A 15051-nucleotide genomic window follows, 5' to 3' on the forward strand; every position below is an offset into this window, starting at 1 on the left:
CCAAGCGCTCCATGACATCGAAGGGATCAGGAACCGTTCGCCAACCACCGGTCCGCGCTCTCCAGAATGCGTTCCCGGGCGCCCCGGTTGGCCACCACTGCTTCCCGGGCCTTCCGACCCATGGGCTCCCGCCGGGCAGGATCACCGAACAGGTGAGACACCGTCTCACCGAGCTCGGCCCCCGAATGCACCTGCAGCGCGCCGCCCTGCTCCAGCAGCAAGGCGGAGATCTCGTGAAAATTGAACAGGTGGGGCCCGGTCACCACCGGAAGTCCCAAGGCTGCCGGCTCCAACAGATTGTGCCCCCCCGTTGGCACCAAGCTGCCCCCCACGAAGGCCACATCCGCCGCAGCGAACAGACAGGGAAGCTCACCCATGGTATCGGCCAGATAGATCGCGCTCTCCGACGGTTGGCAACCGCCGGAACGGCGGCACACGGGGAATCCAGCATCCTCCACCACCCGCGCCGCCACTCCGAAACGCTCGGGATGGCGAGGAACCAGTACCAGCAGAGCCTCGGGGAAGTCGGTCAGCAGCTGGCGGTGGGCCCTCACCACCTGCTCCTCCTCTCCTTCATGGGTGCTGGCCGCCACCCAAACCGGACGTTCTTCGCCCCACCCCTGACGGAGCCCCCTGCCCTCTTCCACCACTCCCTCGGGAAGGCGCTGGTCGAATTTGAGATTGCCGGCGGTCCGGACCCGCTCCACCGGCGCCCCCAAGGCCCGGAAGCGCTCAGCATCGGCCTCGGTCTGCGTCAGAATGAGGGCGGCGCGGTGCAGCGGTCCGGTGATGATAGGGCGCAGCTTGCGGTAACCGCGGAACGAGCGGGGCGACAGGCGGGCGTTCACTACCATGAGCGGGACGGCCCGGGCGTGGCAAGCCGCGAACAGGTTGGGCCACAGCTCCGTCTCCATAACCACTGCCAGGGCCGGATCCACCCGCTGAAGAAAGCGCCGCACGGCACCCGGCAGGTCATAGGGCAGGTAGCTGTGGCAGACCGAATCCCCGAGCAGCGCCTTCACCCGATCCGAACCGGTGGGGGTAGTCGTGGTCACCACTACCGTCCGGCGGGGATAGCGTTCCAGGAACCCCCGGATCAAGGGGACCGCAGCCTGGACCTCGCCCACGGAAACCGCGTGGACCCAGATGGCGCCCGTTTGCGGTTCGAAGGGCGGGAAGCCGAACCGCTCTCGCCAGCGACGGCGATAGCCGGGGGCTTTCACTCCCCGGACCAGGAGCCGTCCCATGACCGCCGGCACCGCCAGATAGGCCAGTAGGCTATACAGGAGGCGGAGGTAGCGCTCGCTCTGGGGGATGCCGGTGGTCATTCGGACGCGGTTTGGCGGATGGCTTCCATCATCCGGCTACTGGAGCAGCCTTCCCGATACGGCAGTACCACCACCTCGCCACCCGCGGCGGTTACGGTGTCGTAGCCTGCGATGGCCTCGGGCCGGTAATCTCCGCCCTTGGCGAGCACATCCGGCCGGAGCCGTTCGATCAAGCGGGCCGGGGTGTCCTCGGAGAACGGAACCACCCAGTCCACCGCCGCTAGCCCGGCCAGCACGGCCATACGCTGGTCCAGGGGGTTCACCGGGCGACCCTCCCCCTTGAGGCGCTGAACCGAATCGTCGTCGTTCACCGCCACCACCAGGCGGTCTCCCAGGGCCGCGGCCTCCTCCAGGTAGGCCACATGCCCGGCATGAAGCAGATCGAAACAGCCGTTGGTGAACACCACGCGCTCGCCGTGGGCCTGGGCATCGGCCACCGAAAGGGCTAGGGCCTCCTCGTCCAGGACCCGTTTTCCACCCCGCTCCTCGGCCAACTGGGCGCGACGAAGCTCCGCGGGGGTGACGCCCACCGTACCGAGCCGGCCCACCACCACCCCGGCGGCCAGGTTGGCCAGGGACACCGAGGCCTCCCAGCTTTCCCCGGCGGCCAACGCCGTCCCCAGGGTGGCAATTACCGTGTCCCCGGCACCGGTAACGTCGTAGACCTCCCGCGCCCGGGTGGGGAAATGGACCGTTTCCTGGCCCGCCCGCACCAGAGTCACCCCCTTCTCTCCCCGGGTAACCAGCAGGGCCTCCAGGTCCAGCTCACCGCGCAGGTGCTCCGCCTTGCGTACCACTTCCGCCTCATCCGCGCAGGGCCCCACCACAGCCTCGAACTCCTCCCGGTTAGGCGTGAGCGCGCTTGCCCCCCGGTACCGCCGGAAGTCATCCCCCTTGGGGTCCACCAGCACCTTCTTGCCTTCGCACCGGGCAAGCCGGATCAGCTCCGCCGGGTCGGCCAGGGTGCCCTTGGCGTAATCCGAAAGGACGACCACCTCCGCCTGAGAGAGGAGCTCGTTGTACTGCTCCCGCAGGACGGGCCAGTCGCATTCTTCCAGACCGTCCTCGAAATCCAGCCGGATGAGCTGCTGGTTGCGGCTCAGGATGCGCAGCTTTACCAGGGTCTTGATGCGGGGATTGCGCAGGAAGCGCCAGTCCACCCCTCCGTGCTGAAGGCACCGACCCAAAAGATCCGCTTCCTCGTCCTGTCCGGTGAAGCCCAGCAGTGTGCTCTGCCCACCCAGGGCGGCGGCATTGAGGGCCACGTTTCCGGCACCGCCAGCGCGGACCTCCTCACCATCCACGCGAACCACGGGCACCGGGGCCTCGGGGGAGATTCGCCCCGTGGCCCCGGACCAGTAGCGATCAAGCATGAGGTCGCCCACGACAAGCAGGCGGGCGGCGGAGAAATCAGGAATGGACATGGCGGCGACGGCCCTGTGGAATTCCATGCGGAATCTAACACAGCTGGGTCCGGCGGGGGGAACTTCGGGGGAGACGGCGTTTGATCCCGGCGGTGGGTTTGGTATCTTCCGCCCACTACAATTGCGGCAGCCATCGTGGGTCCAACCCCAACGGCTACTTTCCTCCTTGCCCTTTATCCGGACCTTAACCCCCCGCCCAAGGAGCCCCCACCAACCGTGTGCGGCATCGCCGGCTACATGCAGCAGAACGGGGAAGCGACCGAGGTTCCGCTCGCAGCCCAGCTTCGCGCCCTGGCCCACCGCGGGCCGGACGATTCGGGCCATTTCCTGGAGGGTCCCACCGCCCTGGGCCACGCCCGCCTGTCCATCATCGACCCCGGCGGGGGCCACCAGCCCCTGTTCAGCCCCGACGGAAACCTGGTAGTGGTGGCCAACGGCGAGATCTACAACCACGTGGAGCTGCGGGAAACCCTGGCGGCCCGGGGACACCATTTCGCCACCGGCTCCGACAGCGAGGCCATCCTGCACGCCTACGCCGCCTACGGCGAGGATTTCCTGAACCATCTGGAAGGGATGTTCGCCTTCGCCCTCTACGACCGGTCCCGCAGGCGCCTGATCCTGGCCCGCGACCGGCTCGGCATGAAGCCCCTCTTCCTCGCCCCCTGGGCGGGGGGGATCGCCTTTGCCTCGGAGATCAAGGGGCTGTTCCCGGCCTGGCCCCACCGTCCGGAGGTAAACGCCGACGGCCTGGCGCGCTTCCTCCAGCACCAGTTCAGCGCGGGGCGGCGGACCCCCGTGGCGGGCGTGGAGCGCCTCCTGCCGGGGGAGGCCATGGTCGTGGAAGAGGGCGCCATCCAGCGCCGCTGGCAGTACTGGTCCCCCTGGGAGGTGGAGCCCCGCCCGATGGGCTTCGAGGAGGCCAGCGACCGCTTCGACCGGCTCATGGACACGGTCATGCGCCAGCACATGCGCACCGATGTCCCCTATGGGCTTTTCCTTTCCGGCGGGGTGGACTCGGCCCTGATCCTGGCGCTGCTGAGCCGGTACAGTGAAGAGCCCATCCGCACCTTCTCCGTGGGCTTCACCAGCGACCGCTTCCGGGACGAGCTCCCCGTCGCCGAGAACCTGGCCAACCGGCTCGGCGCCCATTTCACACCCCTGCGGCTCAATCCCGAACAGCTGCTCCACCGCTTCCCGCACACCGTCTGGGCCGCCGACGACCTGATGCGGGACTACGCCAACCTGCCCACCTCCCTTCTGGCCCGGGAGGCCAGCCAGGACCTCAAGGTCGTGTTCACCGGCGAAGGGGGCGACGAAGCCTTCGCCGGGTACGGCCGCTATCGCACCTCAGCCCTGGAGCGGGGCTTCAAGGGGATGCTTCATCCGGGAACAGGGGGATTCCGCGCCAGGGGCATGCTCCGGGGCCGCCAGGCCCACTGGCTGCTCCAGACGCCGCTACGTGAGGCCGTGGGCCGCTCCCGGCAACCCTTCATCGAGGCCTGGCGGTCCGCCCCCGGAAGCTGGAGCGACCTGCAGCGCATGCAGGGGACCGACATCACCACCGCCCTTCCGGACAACTTGCTCACCAAGGTGGACCGGATGCTCATGGCCTCCGGTGTGGAAGGGCGCGTGCCGCTGGTGGACCGCCGTCTGATAGAATTCGGTTTGGCCCTGCCGGACGGACTGAAAACCCGCAAGGGGCAGGGGAAAACCTTCCTCAAGGAATGGGCGGAGACCTACCTGCCGCCCGAGCACCTGTGGGGACGCAAGCAGGGATTCAAGGTCCCCGTCAGCGAGTGGCTGCAGGGGGATTTCCTCGACCGGCTCGAACGGCACCTGCCCCGGCAGGACGCGGTCCGAGACTGGTTCCGTCCGGAGGGAGTGCGCCGGTTGTGCCGCCGTCAGCGGCGCAAAGGGGATGCCGCCCAGCCCCTGTGGGCGATCTTCCAGTTCGCCCTCTGGTACCGCTTGATCATCGAGGAGAAAGGCCAGCAGCCGCCTCAGGATCGGGACCCACTCGAGCTACTGGATTAATGCAGGAATCCATCCACCGCCGGATCTTCGTCATGGGGTGCTCCCGCTCGGGAACCACCCTCCTCCAGCGGATGCTGGCCAATCACTCCCGCATCCATACCTTCCCGGAGACCGGGGTGTTCCTCAAGGCCCTGGGCATGCGCGGGCGGGAGCTGCCCTGGACCCGGCTGGGGCTGACCCTGGGCAAGGAGCGGAAGGTCCTCGGCCAACTGCGCGCCCAGAGCGACCTCCCCGAGGAGGAACAGCCATCGCTCCCCCCTCGGCGTATTCGCCTGAATCGTTCGGTAGCGGACACAGTGGATTTCTTGGACCGGATGGCCCTAGCCCACGGGACCGATACCTGGGTGGAGAAAACGCCCCGGCATGTCCTCCACGCCGGACGAATCCAGGAGATGGTTCCCGATTCCTTGTGCATCCACGTCGTCCGCGACGGCCGGGACGTAGTTGCTTCCATTGTAGACCGAGCCCGAAAATTCCCTGATTTTTTTAGCCGCCAACTAAAACCGGACTACGCCATTCGCCAATGGAACAATTCGATAAGGGCCACCTTAGAGGTACTAAACCAGGAAGGACATTTGGTGGTCCATTACGACTCCCTTGCCCATGAACCAGAGAAAATTCTACAAAAAGTTTGCAGGATCGCGAAGTTTCCCTATGAGGAAGAGATGGTCAAAAATCCGAGAAGTTTACCTTTCGTTGGGAATCAGGAATTTTGGAAAAGCAATGTGGAAGAAAAAATCGAGCCTTCTCCTTCCAAATTTCCTAACCTTTTCGATACTACAACCCAAAAACGGATAGAAAAGAGTTTGAGCTTAAAGGCATTTGATTCCCTAAAAGAAAACCTATAACTATTAGGGCAATTTAACCAATGATATATTCAAAAAAAGAAAATTTTATTTTCATAAAAACAACAAAAACCGCCGGTTCAAGCGTCGAGATCGCTTTATCTTCCTTCTGCGGAGGGGAAGATATTTTAACCCCACTTACACCCGAGGATGAGGAAAAACGGGCCTCCCTTGCCGGAATAGGAGCACAAAACTTCGAATGGCCGGAAGAGGAAAAACCCTGGGGGTTATTACGGGACATAACAAAAAGACCAAATAGATACAGAAAATTTTTAAAACACCCTTTGACAAAAAAATACCCAGCTACATATAAGTTTGACGAGCATATGTCAGCACATGATGTCAAACTTTTACTAGGTGCGGAAATTTGGAAAAAGACCTTCACGTTTACTATAGAAAGAAACCCGTGGGATAGGGCAATATCGTTTTTCTATTGGCAACAGAGAAACGGAAAAAAATTTAATACAATTGACCATTATGTTGAGAATAGAGCAAAAAACCATAAACACAAATTAAGCAATTGGCATTTATACACTAAAGATGACCAATTTTTAGTTGATAAAGTCCTGAGATATGAGGACCTCAGTAAAGATTTTGAAAATCTAGGGAACTTTTTAGGTTTAACAGGCTTAACCCTTCCTGAATATCAAGCAAAAGGGAATCACAGAAAGAACCGGGATCCGGCAGGAAAACTATTGAGTAAAAATGCTATTGATTTAATAGGGGAGGTTTGTAAGAAGGAAATTGAATTCTTCGGTTATGAGGTGCAGTATGATTAAATTTCAAATTCTCCCTCTTCCCAGCTACCATTCACCTATAACATGGCTGGTGCTACCCTTCTTTTTTTTATATGTCTTTTCTTTTAGCGCGGAATTAAGCACAGCCATAGGAAACATTTCCTTAGGGTTTTTATTAGTATTTGGGTTAATCTGGTTTTTCAAAGAGTCGAAAGCCATAGCCGAGAAGGATTTATTATTATATTTGTCAATTTCATTTTTATTTTATATTGCAGCTCGAACCTTTTGGGCTGGCCAAGAATGGCCCCACCAATGGGAACAACAGTGGGATGCAGCCAAAGGTTGGCTTTTAACGGGTTTTCTGACAGTTTATTTGATTTCATTCTGGGTATCTAAGCACAAGAATCCCAATAATTTGGCGGTTCTTGTCTTCTTATTATTCGCTTTGGGATTTACTTTCAGCATATTACCCTATTTTGAATTCCAAAATTTGATCCAAATCATTAATGGAAAAAGGGAGCAATTTGGCTTTGCGGGAACAGAAGCAGGCCTTTATTCGGCTTTTGGGATTATTCTAGTAATAACGTTGACACCCTTTGTAGTCAATCTAACTCCGCCCAAGTTTAAAATTTACCTTGTTTTTACATTAATTGCGCTAGTTTCTATTTTGCTATTTGCGTTATTAGCGACAAAAGCACGGGGGGCATGGCTAGGTTTTGTTTTGGCTTTATCAGTTTCTTTTGTACTATTTATCTTTTCAAGAGAAGAAAATTTATTTCCAAAAAAGGATTTTTCAATAGTATTAACCGCGTTCTTAACGTTTCTTATGGTATTGATGGCCCTTCAATCGGATAAAATTTACTCCCGAATAACTTCCGAGGGCAAAGTAATAAGCCAAATAATAGAAGAGGGCGTTGATAAGGCAGAGGTTACTTCCATTTCCAAACGTGTCTTAATGTGGCGTTGGGGGATCAATAGGTGGATGGAGCGCCCCTGGTTCGGTTGGGGCCCTAGAAATTTGCATTTTGTGGCAAAAAAAGACCCAATTATAGAAAAGGTTCCAAAGCTTACTCACTTACATAACACTTTTATTGAGATACTGGTAAGATTTGGAGTTGTTGGTTTTGCCTTTTTCTTTTTTCAATGGATTTTGATATTTAATGCTATAAGAACCACTTGGCAGAAAAGCATAATCCCCCCACCTTTGGCTAATTTCCTTATAGCAGGTTGGGTATTATGGGTTGTATGGAGTTTTTTTGCTTTTCGTCTTAACCACCCTGAAATGAGCTTTTTTATTGCTCTTTTAGGAGGGGTTCCTTATGGAATAAAAAAGCATTCCATAAACCATACGAAGAATCCCTCTCCAAACCCATATTGAGCCGGGGTTAACCATTGTATAGCCAGCCAACGATTTCTTTCTTTTTTGTCACATCGGGACATAGTGGCGTTGACCGCCTACTTAAAAATTTAATTCCCGAAGTTGCCTCTCGAGGCTATCGCGTTGACTTGTTAAAAGTTTCAGGTCATGGACCCTACTTGGTAGACACACCTTCCAATGTGCGAATCATAAATTTGGGATCTTCCCATGCTTATTCCAGTTTGATCCCCTTAAAGAAATACTTAGAGAAAGAAAAGCCCGGTTTCCTTATCTCTGGGAAGGATAAAGTTAACCGGGTCGCTTTTTGGGCTAACAATTTTTCTAAAGAAAAATCAAAGCAGGTTTTCCGTTATGGAACCATGCCCTCTATTGAAATAAAAAACCGAGGGTTTTTTGAAAGAAAAATACAAAAATTTTTCATAAAATTTGCATACCCAAAGGTGTTTAAGGTTTTTGCCGACTCAAAAGGAGTAATGGACGATTTATCCACCTATATGGAAGGGAAAACTCAAAATCTAACTGTTGGACCAAGCCCGGTTATCCCGGATTCTTTATCCAATGAAAAATTTTCCCGACCTGAACACCCATGGTATCAACCAGGAGAACCTCCAGTAATCCTGGGTGTCGGGGAGCTTTCGGGCAGGAAGGATTTTAAAACTTTACTAAAAGCCTTTTCTGATTTACGAAGCCGGAGGGATTGTCGCCTAATCCTTTTGGGTAAGGGGCGTAAAAAAGACGAATTATCCCAACTTTCAAAGGAACTAGGAATTTTCCGGGATGTTGAATTTATGGGTTTTGTAAATAACCCTTATCCATTTATTTACCATGCATCAGCCCTCGCCCTTACTTCAAGATGGGAAGGGTTGGGGTTCGTACTCATTGAAGCAATGGCTTTGGGTACCCCAGTGGCATCCACGGATTGTCCTAGTGGCCCTCGGGAAATCCTCCAGGAGGGCAAATTAGGGCCCTTGGTAAAAGTCGGTGATTGGGAGGAATTGGGAAAGGGGTTGGAAAGGATTTTAGCTTCTCCTCCCTCTGCTTCAACTCTGAAAAATGCCGTCAAACATTATAGTGTTTCGCAGGCAACCAACAAGTTTCTTGCCGAATTGGGCCTGAATTAGCTTTAATTTTTAATAAAAAACTTCGGTTTTCAATAAAATAATGCCCAACACCAAAACAAACCACATCTCTCCAGGAAGGCACCCAAAACGTTTGGCCATTTTAATGCCATCCCGTTCTTGGGGGGGGATAGAGCGGGTAATAGTCAACCTGATTAATCAACTTTCTATTTCCGGAATTCAGGTTGATCTACTTTTGAGCCGCGACCGGGAAGTGCCTTACCCAGAGGAGTTAAATCCGAATACGAATGTGATCGATCTTGGAACTTACCACAAGCTCTCGGCTATACTCCCAGTAGCAAGATACCTACAAAAATTCAAACCAGATGCTCTTTTAACCGCAAAAGATCACGGTGCTAATGTTGGTATAATTTCTGCAGAACTTTCCAGGACAAATACCCCAGTATTTGTCTCCATTCATAGCAGCCTTAGTCAAACTGTAACCAAATTTACCAGAAAATTTTGGGTTAAGCACCTTTACCCAAGAGCCAATGCAATAATTACGGTTTCTCAAGGGGCTGCAAGAGGACTTTGCACGACCTTCAAAATTAAACCGGAAAAAGTTCACGTCATTTATAACCCTATAACCAACCAGTCTCTCTTTCATCTTGCGAATGAGTCTCCTAACCACCCTTGGCTGCTGAACAACCGTTCGGCCCCTGTAATTCTCGGGGTTGGCCGACTTAGCTCTTCTAAAGATTTTCCAACCTTAATCAAAGCATTCAAAAAAGTCCGGGAAGAAATGCCCGCACGATTACTTATTATTGGGGAGGGAGAAAAAAGGGAATATTTAGAAAACTTAATAGAGGAATTGGGGTTGCAAAATGATGTGGACCTTCCTGGTTTTTATTCCAATCCTTATTCTATCATGAAAAAGGCTGACCTTTTTGCCCTTTCTTCTGCGTGGGAAGGCTTCGGGAATGTTTTGGCGGAGGCTATCAGCCTGGGTACTCCAGCCGTATCAACAAACTGCCCTAGTGGCCCTTCTGAAATCTTGAATGGCGGGCTATATGGTCCCCTTGTCCCGGTTGGAGATGTTGATTCAATGGCGAAGGCCATGAAGGAAGTTCTGGTTAACCCGCCAAATCCTGAATCCCTTCGTAAAGCGGGTCTCCGTTTCAGCCAGGAAAACATTGCCCTCGAATACCAAAAAATTATGGGGCTTTCCCCTTCAGAAGACGAAACTGAAAAATGACCATTCCTAAATCTTCCCAACCCATAATTATACTCGGCATGCACCGCTCCGGTACTACCATGGTAGCGGAGGCTCTTAGAAAATTAGGTCTTTTTTTGGGTTCTCACCGTGACCGTAACTGCGAAGCTTGGTTCTTCGTCCGTGCAAATAGTTGGGTGTTACGGCAAGCCCGTAGCCACTGGACCCAACCCTTACCAATATTTCAACTGCTGGATAACCCAAAGCTATTCGCTTTAATACGGGATCAACTCAAACATTTTTTGCATAGCCCTCGTTATGCCCAATACCTAGTGCCCTTGGGGCTTTGGGGTTATGGCCACCATCCCCCTCAACGCATCTGGGGTTGGAAGGATCCTAGGAACACCCTAACCCTTCCTCTCTGGCTCTCAATTTTCCCTCATGCTCGAATTGTTCATATCCGCCGACATGGGGTAGATGTAGCCCAGAGCCTTTATTCTCGCCATAACAAATCGCTGGCCAAAACCCAAAACAAGCTTAATAAAAAGAAACTTTTTAACAAACTTGGTTTTCTTCCCAACAATCTCGGTAATAACCCCCGTTGCTCCAGCCTTGAGGGCGCTTTTTCCCTCTGGGAGGAATACCTGGAGGCAGCAAGTACAAATCTCGCGTCAAACTCCCTTGATGTTCTAGATATGGAATTTGAATCGATTTTACAATCCCCTTTTAAATCTCTTGAAAAACTTTCTCATTTTTCCGGGATTAAACCTTCCAGCACCGATTTGAATCGGGTTGCACAGGATTTCGAAGCCTCCCGGGCTTTTGCCTTTCGTACCTCTCCTCAATTACAGGAATTTGGGAACCAAGTTGACAACCGCCTTCGCCTTTATGGCTATAGTGCATTTTAACCATGGAACTTTCTCGCGCTAATGCAGATCCTGATAATCCGTCTCAGCGCCATCGGCGACGTGGTCATGGCCTCCGCGGTCATCCCCGCCTTGCGCCGTGCCTACCCCGAAGCCCGCATTGACTGGTTGGCAGAGCCGCCAGCCGATGCCGTGCTCCGGGCCCAGCCCGAGCTCAACGAGATCATTACCTGGCCCAAGGGTGATTGGAAGCGGCTGCTGCGGCAGGGACGCTTACGGGCTTTGACCCGGGAGGTAATAGGCTTCGCCCGGCGGTTGCGTGGAAACCGCTATGACTTGGTCCTTGACCTCCAAGGACTGGCCAAAAGCGGTCTCTGGGCCCGGGTTACCCGGGCCCCGCGACGGGTCGGCCTCGGCTCCCGCGAAGGGAGCCAGTATTTGATGACGGAGGTGGTTACCCGGCCGCGGGGCGACGAGCGGATTGCCTCGGAATACCTCCGGTTAGTGGAGGCCCTGGGGATCGACCCGGGCGCCTTCCCCATGGCTCCGGCGGTATCCGATGGTGACCGGGCGAATGCGGAAGCGCTCCTGGCGGCAAAGGGGCTCACCGGGAATTTTGCCGTGGTCGCCCCGTTCACTACACGCCCCCAGAAGCACTGGGTTGAGGGGCGGTGGGCCCCCTTAGCCGACCGGATTCAACAAGAACTGGGGCTGCCCGTGGTGATGGTTGGGGGGCCCGGGGACCAAGAGGCCGCCCGGCGGATCGAGAGCCAGGCTGGGGAAGGGCTGGTCGATCTAACGGGGCAAACGGGGCTTACCGAGACCTTCGCCCTTTTGGACGAGGCATCGCTTTGCCTCGGGGTGGATACCGGGCTCACCCATGCCGCCATCGGCTTCGGCACCCCCACGGTGGCCCTTTTCGGCTCTACCCGTCCCTACCTCGATCCCGCCACAGAGAATGCCCACGTTCTGTACTCCGCCCTGCCCTGCTCTCCCTGCCGGCGTCGTCCCACCTGTGGGGGCACCTTCGATTGCATGGCGGCCTTTGAGGTGGATCAGGTTCTGGATGCGGCCCGGGAAGTGATTCGGTCATGAAGGTCCTGCACATCGAGACCGGCCGCAACCTCTATGGCGGGGCCCGACAGGTGCTCTACCTGCTGGAGGGTTCGGCCCAACGGGAGGATTGCGAGAGCCATTTGGCCTGCCCGGCGGGCAGCGCCATCGGCCAGGCCGCGGAAGACTCCGGCATCGCAGTTCATCCTTTGACCCGGAGTGGGGATCTCAGCCTGGGGATGGCCCTCCAGCTCTACCGTCTCATCCGCCGGGTCGGGCCTGACCTGGTCCATGTCCACAGCCGGCGGGGGGCCGACCTCTGGGGCGGGGTGGCCGCGCGCTGGGCGGGGGTTCCGGCCCTGGTCAGCCGGCGCGTGGACAACCCCGAGCCGCCTTGGTGGGCGGTCCGGAAGTATTCCCTCTACGAGCGCGTCATTGCCATCTCGGAGGGGATTCGCCAGGTGCTGCTCCGGGAAGGCCTATCCGCGGAGTATGTGGTCACCGTCCCCAGCGCGGTAGACAGTACGCAGTTCTCCCAGCCCTGTGATCCCGGTTGGTTCCAAGCCGAATTCGACCTGCCCGCGCACGGTCCCGTCATCGGCGTCATCGCCCAGCTCATCGAACGCAAGGGCCACACTTACCTCCTGCAGGCCCTGCCCGCCCTGCGGGAACGGTTCCCGGGACTGCACGTCCTTTTTCTGGGGAAAGGCCCCTTGCGCGAACACCTGGAGAGGGAGGTCCAGGAACGGGGCCTCGACGATTGCGTCCGATTCACCGGCTTCCGCTCCGACCTGCCCCGGATCCTTCCCTGCCTGGACCTGGTGGTCCACCCCGCGCTCATGGAAGGCCTGGGCGTTTCCCTCCTCCAGGCCGCGGCCAGCGGGGCACCCATCGTCGGGAGCCGGGCCGGGGGCATTCCGGAGGTGGTCCGGGACGGGGTGAACGGGAGGCTGGTAACCCCGGGAGCCCCCGACGAGCTGGTCGAGGCGGTGGGGGAAATCCTGGCGGCTCCGGACACAGCCAAACGCATGGGGGGAGCCGGCCGGGAACTGGTGAAACAGGAGTTCGACATCTCCGCCATGGTCGCGGGCAATTACCGGGTTTACCGGGAGATCCTTGCCCCAACGGCCTGAGGCCACCTTGCCGCTCCCCCGCCCCATGCGTAGACTCTGAGCCGCCGCACCGAACCAATCCGAGCCCAGGCCATGAACCTGCCCAAACGAATCGCCCTATTCCTCTCCTTCTCCGGTGACGGCGGGGTGGAGCGCATGATGCTCAACCTCGCCGGCGCCATCGCCCGCCTGGGCCATCCGGTAGACCTGGTGCGAGCCAAGGCCGAAGGGGGCCACGACCAGGCGCCCGAAGGCGTGCGGGTCATCGACCTGGGCACGGCCCACACCCGCACCAGCCTCAAGCCGCTCACCCGCTACCTCCGGCGGGAGCGACCCGACGCCATGTTGGCGGCCAAGGACCGGGCCAACCGGGTAGCCATCCGCGCCCGCCAGCGCGCCGGGGTCGATACCCGGCTGGCGGTGCGGCTGGGCACCCACCTCTCCCGCTCCCTGGAGGGCCGCTCGGGGCTGAAGAAGTGGCTGCGCTACCGCCCCATGCGCGCCGCCTACCCCCATGCCGACGCCATCGTGGCCGTCTCCGCCGGCGTGGCCGAGGACACCGCCCGCATCACCGGCATCCCCCAGCAGGCCATCCACGTCATCCCCAACCCGGTGGTGACGCCCGGCATGCGGGAAGCGGCCCGCCAGCCGGTCGGCCACCCCTGGCTGGAAGGGGATTCGCGGGAGATCCCGGTGGTCGTGGCCGCTGGCCGGCTCACCCGGCAGAAGGACTTCCCCACCCTGCTGCGTGCCTTCGCCCGGCTGCGCGAGGAGCGCCCCGCTCGCCTGATCATTCTGGGCGAGGGCCGCGACCGGCCGGAGCTTGAGGCCCTGGCCGCGGAGCTGGGGATCGCCGGGGACCTGGACCTACCCGGCTTCGCCGCCAACCCCTATGCCTTCATGGCCGGGGCGGACCTGTTCGCCCTGTCCTCCGCCTGGGAGGGCAGCCCCAACGTCCTCACCGAGGCCCTGGCTCTGGGCACCCCCGTGGCGGCCACGGACTGCCAGAGCGGTCCCCGGGAGACCCTGGCCGGCGGCCGCTACGGCCCCCTGGTGCCCGTGGGCGATGCCGAGGCCCTGGGGCGGGCCCTGGCCGACACCCTGGCCGAGCCACCGGAATCGGCCTTCCTGCAGGAGGCCGCCGCCCCCTTCGAGGCCGAGGCCAGCGCCCGGGCGTACCTGGCGGCCCTGGGCGTTCGCTCCGACACCCCCTGACACCGAGCCAACTTCCGCGAGACCCCGCCATGCTGCTGTCGTACCGCCAACAGTTCCTGTTCGTGCACACCGCCAAGACCGGGGGCACTAGCGTCCGGGCCGCCCTGGAAAGCTACAAGTGGCGAGATCCCTACCGCATCCCCCAGTTCATCTGCAGCCGGCTGTCGCACCTCACCGGGCACAAGCTGGGCCTCAAGTTCCCCCGCCACGCCAAGGCGGTAACGGCCAAGGAGATGCTGCCCAACGACGTCTTCGAGTCCCTGTTCAAGTTCGCCTTCGTGCGCAACCCCTGGGACCTGCAGGTGAGCTCCTGGCACCACATCCGGCGGGAGCGGCCCCACGTCCTGGAAGGCATCAACGATTTCGAGACCTTCCTGCGCTATAAGCTGGAGGGCGACCGGCCCTACCACTACATCCTGGACGCCTCGGTGGAGCCCCAGTGGCACCACCTCATGGACCTGGAAGGCCGCTGCATCGTGGACTTCATCGGCCGCTACGAGAATCTGGCGGCGGATTTCGACGAGGTCTGCCGGCGCATCGGCTTCGCGAAGCCGCCCCGGCTTCCCCACAAGCGCAAGGCCGGGGACCGGGAGGACTACCGCCGCTACTACAGCGATCCCGCCGCCGAGCTGGTCGCCCGCCACTTCGCCGCCGATATCGCCAACCTGGGCTACACCTTCGACTAGGGCCCTTCGCGGCCACTGGCCGCTCCCACAAGGGCCGCTTCGTGGTACCGAAGCCCCTGACCTGGAGGGGCGTAGCCCAAAGGCCCGCCCCAACAAAGAAAA

13 protein-coding genes are annotated in these 15051 nt (G+C 58.2%); 11 read left to right on the forward strand and 2 right to left on the reverse strand.

What is annotated here, in order from left to right; all coding sequences use genetic code 11:
* Positions 1–26: 26 nt before the first annotated feature.
* Together waaA and hldE are read right to left on the reverse strand one after the other, a co-directional pair.
* Positions 27–1328, reverse strand: coding sequence for a lipid IV(A) 3-deoxy-D-manno-octulosonic acid transferase (gene waaA / locus AN478_RS12640; RefSeq protein ID WP_143004022.1), 1302 nt, complete (start codon positions 1326–1328; stop codon positions 27–29).
* A complete protein-coding gene (gene hldE / locus AN478_RS12645) occupies positions 1325–2752 on the reverse strand; it encodes a bifunctional D-glycero-beta-D-manno-heptose-7-phosphate kinase/D-glycero-beta-D-manno-heptose 1-phosphate adenylyltransferase HldE (RefSeq protein WP_054966979.1) in 1428 nt (475 codons plus the stop codon). Before hldE ends, waaA begins: the two co-directional genes overlap by 4 nt.
* A gap of 216 nt (positions 2753–2968) precedes the next feature.
* Here hldE and asnB point away from each other — a divergent pair, with 216 nt between their 5' ends.
* The 11 genes from asnB to AN478_RS12670 all read left to right on the forward strand — a co-directional run bounded on the left by asnB (position 2969) and on the right by AN478_RS12670 (position 14949).
* Positions 2969–4786, forward strand: a complete 1818-nt coding sequence (gene asnB, locus AN478_RS12650) for an asparagine synthase (glutamine-hydrolyzing) (protein WP_054966980.1) — start codon at positions 2969–2971, stop codon at positions 4784–4786.
* Complete coding sequence (locus AN478_RS13735) at positions 4786–5634, forward strand: sulfotransferase family protein (RefSeq protein WP_074471177.1); 849 nt, start codon at positions 4786–4788, stop codon at positions 5632–5634. The genes asnB and AN478_RS13735 overlap by 1 nt, the downstream gene beginning before the upstream one ends.
* A gap of 20 nt (positions 5635–5654) precedes the next feature.
* Entirely contained in the window at positions 5655–6410 is a 756-nt protein-coding gene (locus AN478_RS13740; RefSeq protein WP_074471176.1) for a sulfotransferase family 2 domain-containing protein, read from the forward strand.
* Positions 6403–7746, forward strand: a complete 1344-nt coding sequence (locus tag AN478_RS13745; RefSeq protein ID WP_176758707.1) for an O-antigen ligase family protein — start codon at positions 6403–6405, stop codon at positions 7744–7746. Before AN478_RS13740 ends, AN478_RS13745 begins: the two co-directional genes overlap by 8 nt.
* A 14-nt stretch (positions 7747–7760) precedes the next feature.
* Positions 7761–8867: a glycosyltransferase gene (locus tag AN478_RS13750; protein WP_074471218.1), complete on the forward strand. Its 1107-nt coding sequence runs from the start codon at positions 7761–7763 to the stop codon at positions 8865–8867.
* 91 nt (positions 8868–8958) lie between these two features.
* Positions 8959–10059 carry a glycosyltransferase gene (locus AN478_RS14010; protein WP_176758706.1) on the forward strand — a complete coding sequence of 367 codons (1101 nt, stop codon included), beginning with the start codon at positions 8959–8961 and terminating at the stop codon, positions 10057–10059.
* The gene (locus AN478_RS13760) at positions 10056–10925 is read left to right on the forward strand and encodes a sulfotransferase (RefSeq protein WP_074471174.1); all 870 of its coding nucleotides are present in this window, start codon (positions 10056–10058) and stop codon (positions 10923–10925) included. Before AN478_RS14010 ends, AN478_RS13760 begins: the two co-directional genes overlap by 4 nt.
* A gap of 21 nt (positions 10926–10946) precedes the next feature.
* Complete coding sequence (locus AN478_RS12655) at positions 10947–11978, forward strand: glycosyltransferase family 9 protein (RefSeq protein ID WP_054966981.1); 1032 nt, start codon at positions 10947–10949, stop codon at positions 11976–11978.
* Entirely contained in the window at positions 11975–13069 is a 1095-nt protein-coding gene (locus tag AN478_RS12660) for a glycosyltransferase (RefSeq protein WP_054966982.1), read from the forward strand. Before AN478_RS12655 ends, AN478_RS12660 begins: the two co-directional genes overlap by 4 nt.
* A gap of 72 nt (positions 13070–13141) precedes the next feature.
* A complete protein-coding gene (locus AN478_RS12665) occupies positions 13142–14263 on the forward strand; it encodes a glycosyltransferase (protein ID WP_054966983.1) in 1122 nt (373 codons plus the stop codon).
* 29 nt (positions 14264–14292) lie between these two features.
* The gene (locus AN478_RS12670; protein WP_054966984.1) at positions 14293–14949 is read left to right on the forward strand and encodes a sulfotransferase family 2 domain-containing protein; all 657 of its coding nucleotides are present in this window, start codon (positions 14293–14295) and stop codon (positions 14947–14949) included.
* Positions 14950–15051 lie beyond the last annotated feature (102 nt).

Origin of the sequence: Thiohalorhabdus denitrificans (assembly GCF_001399755.1) — a bacterium.
GTDB classification, from domain to species: domain Bacteria; phylum Pseudomonadota; class Gammaproteobacteria; order Thiohalorhabdales; family Thiohalorhabdaceae; genus Thiohalorhabdus; species Thiohalorhabdus denitrificans.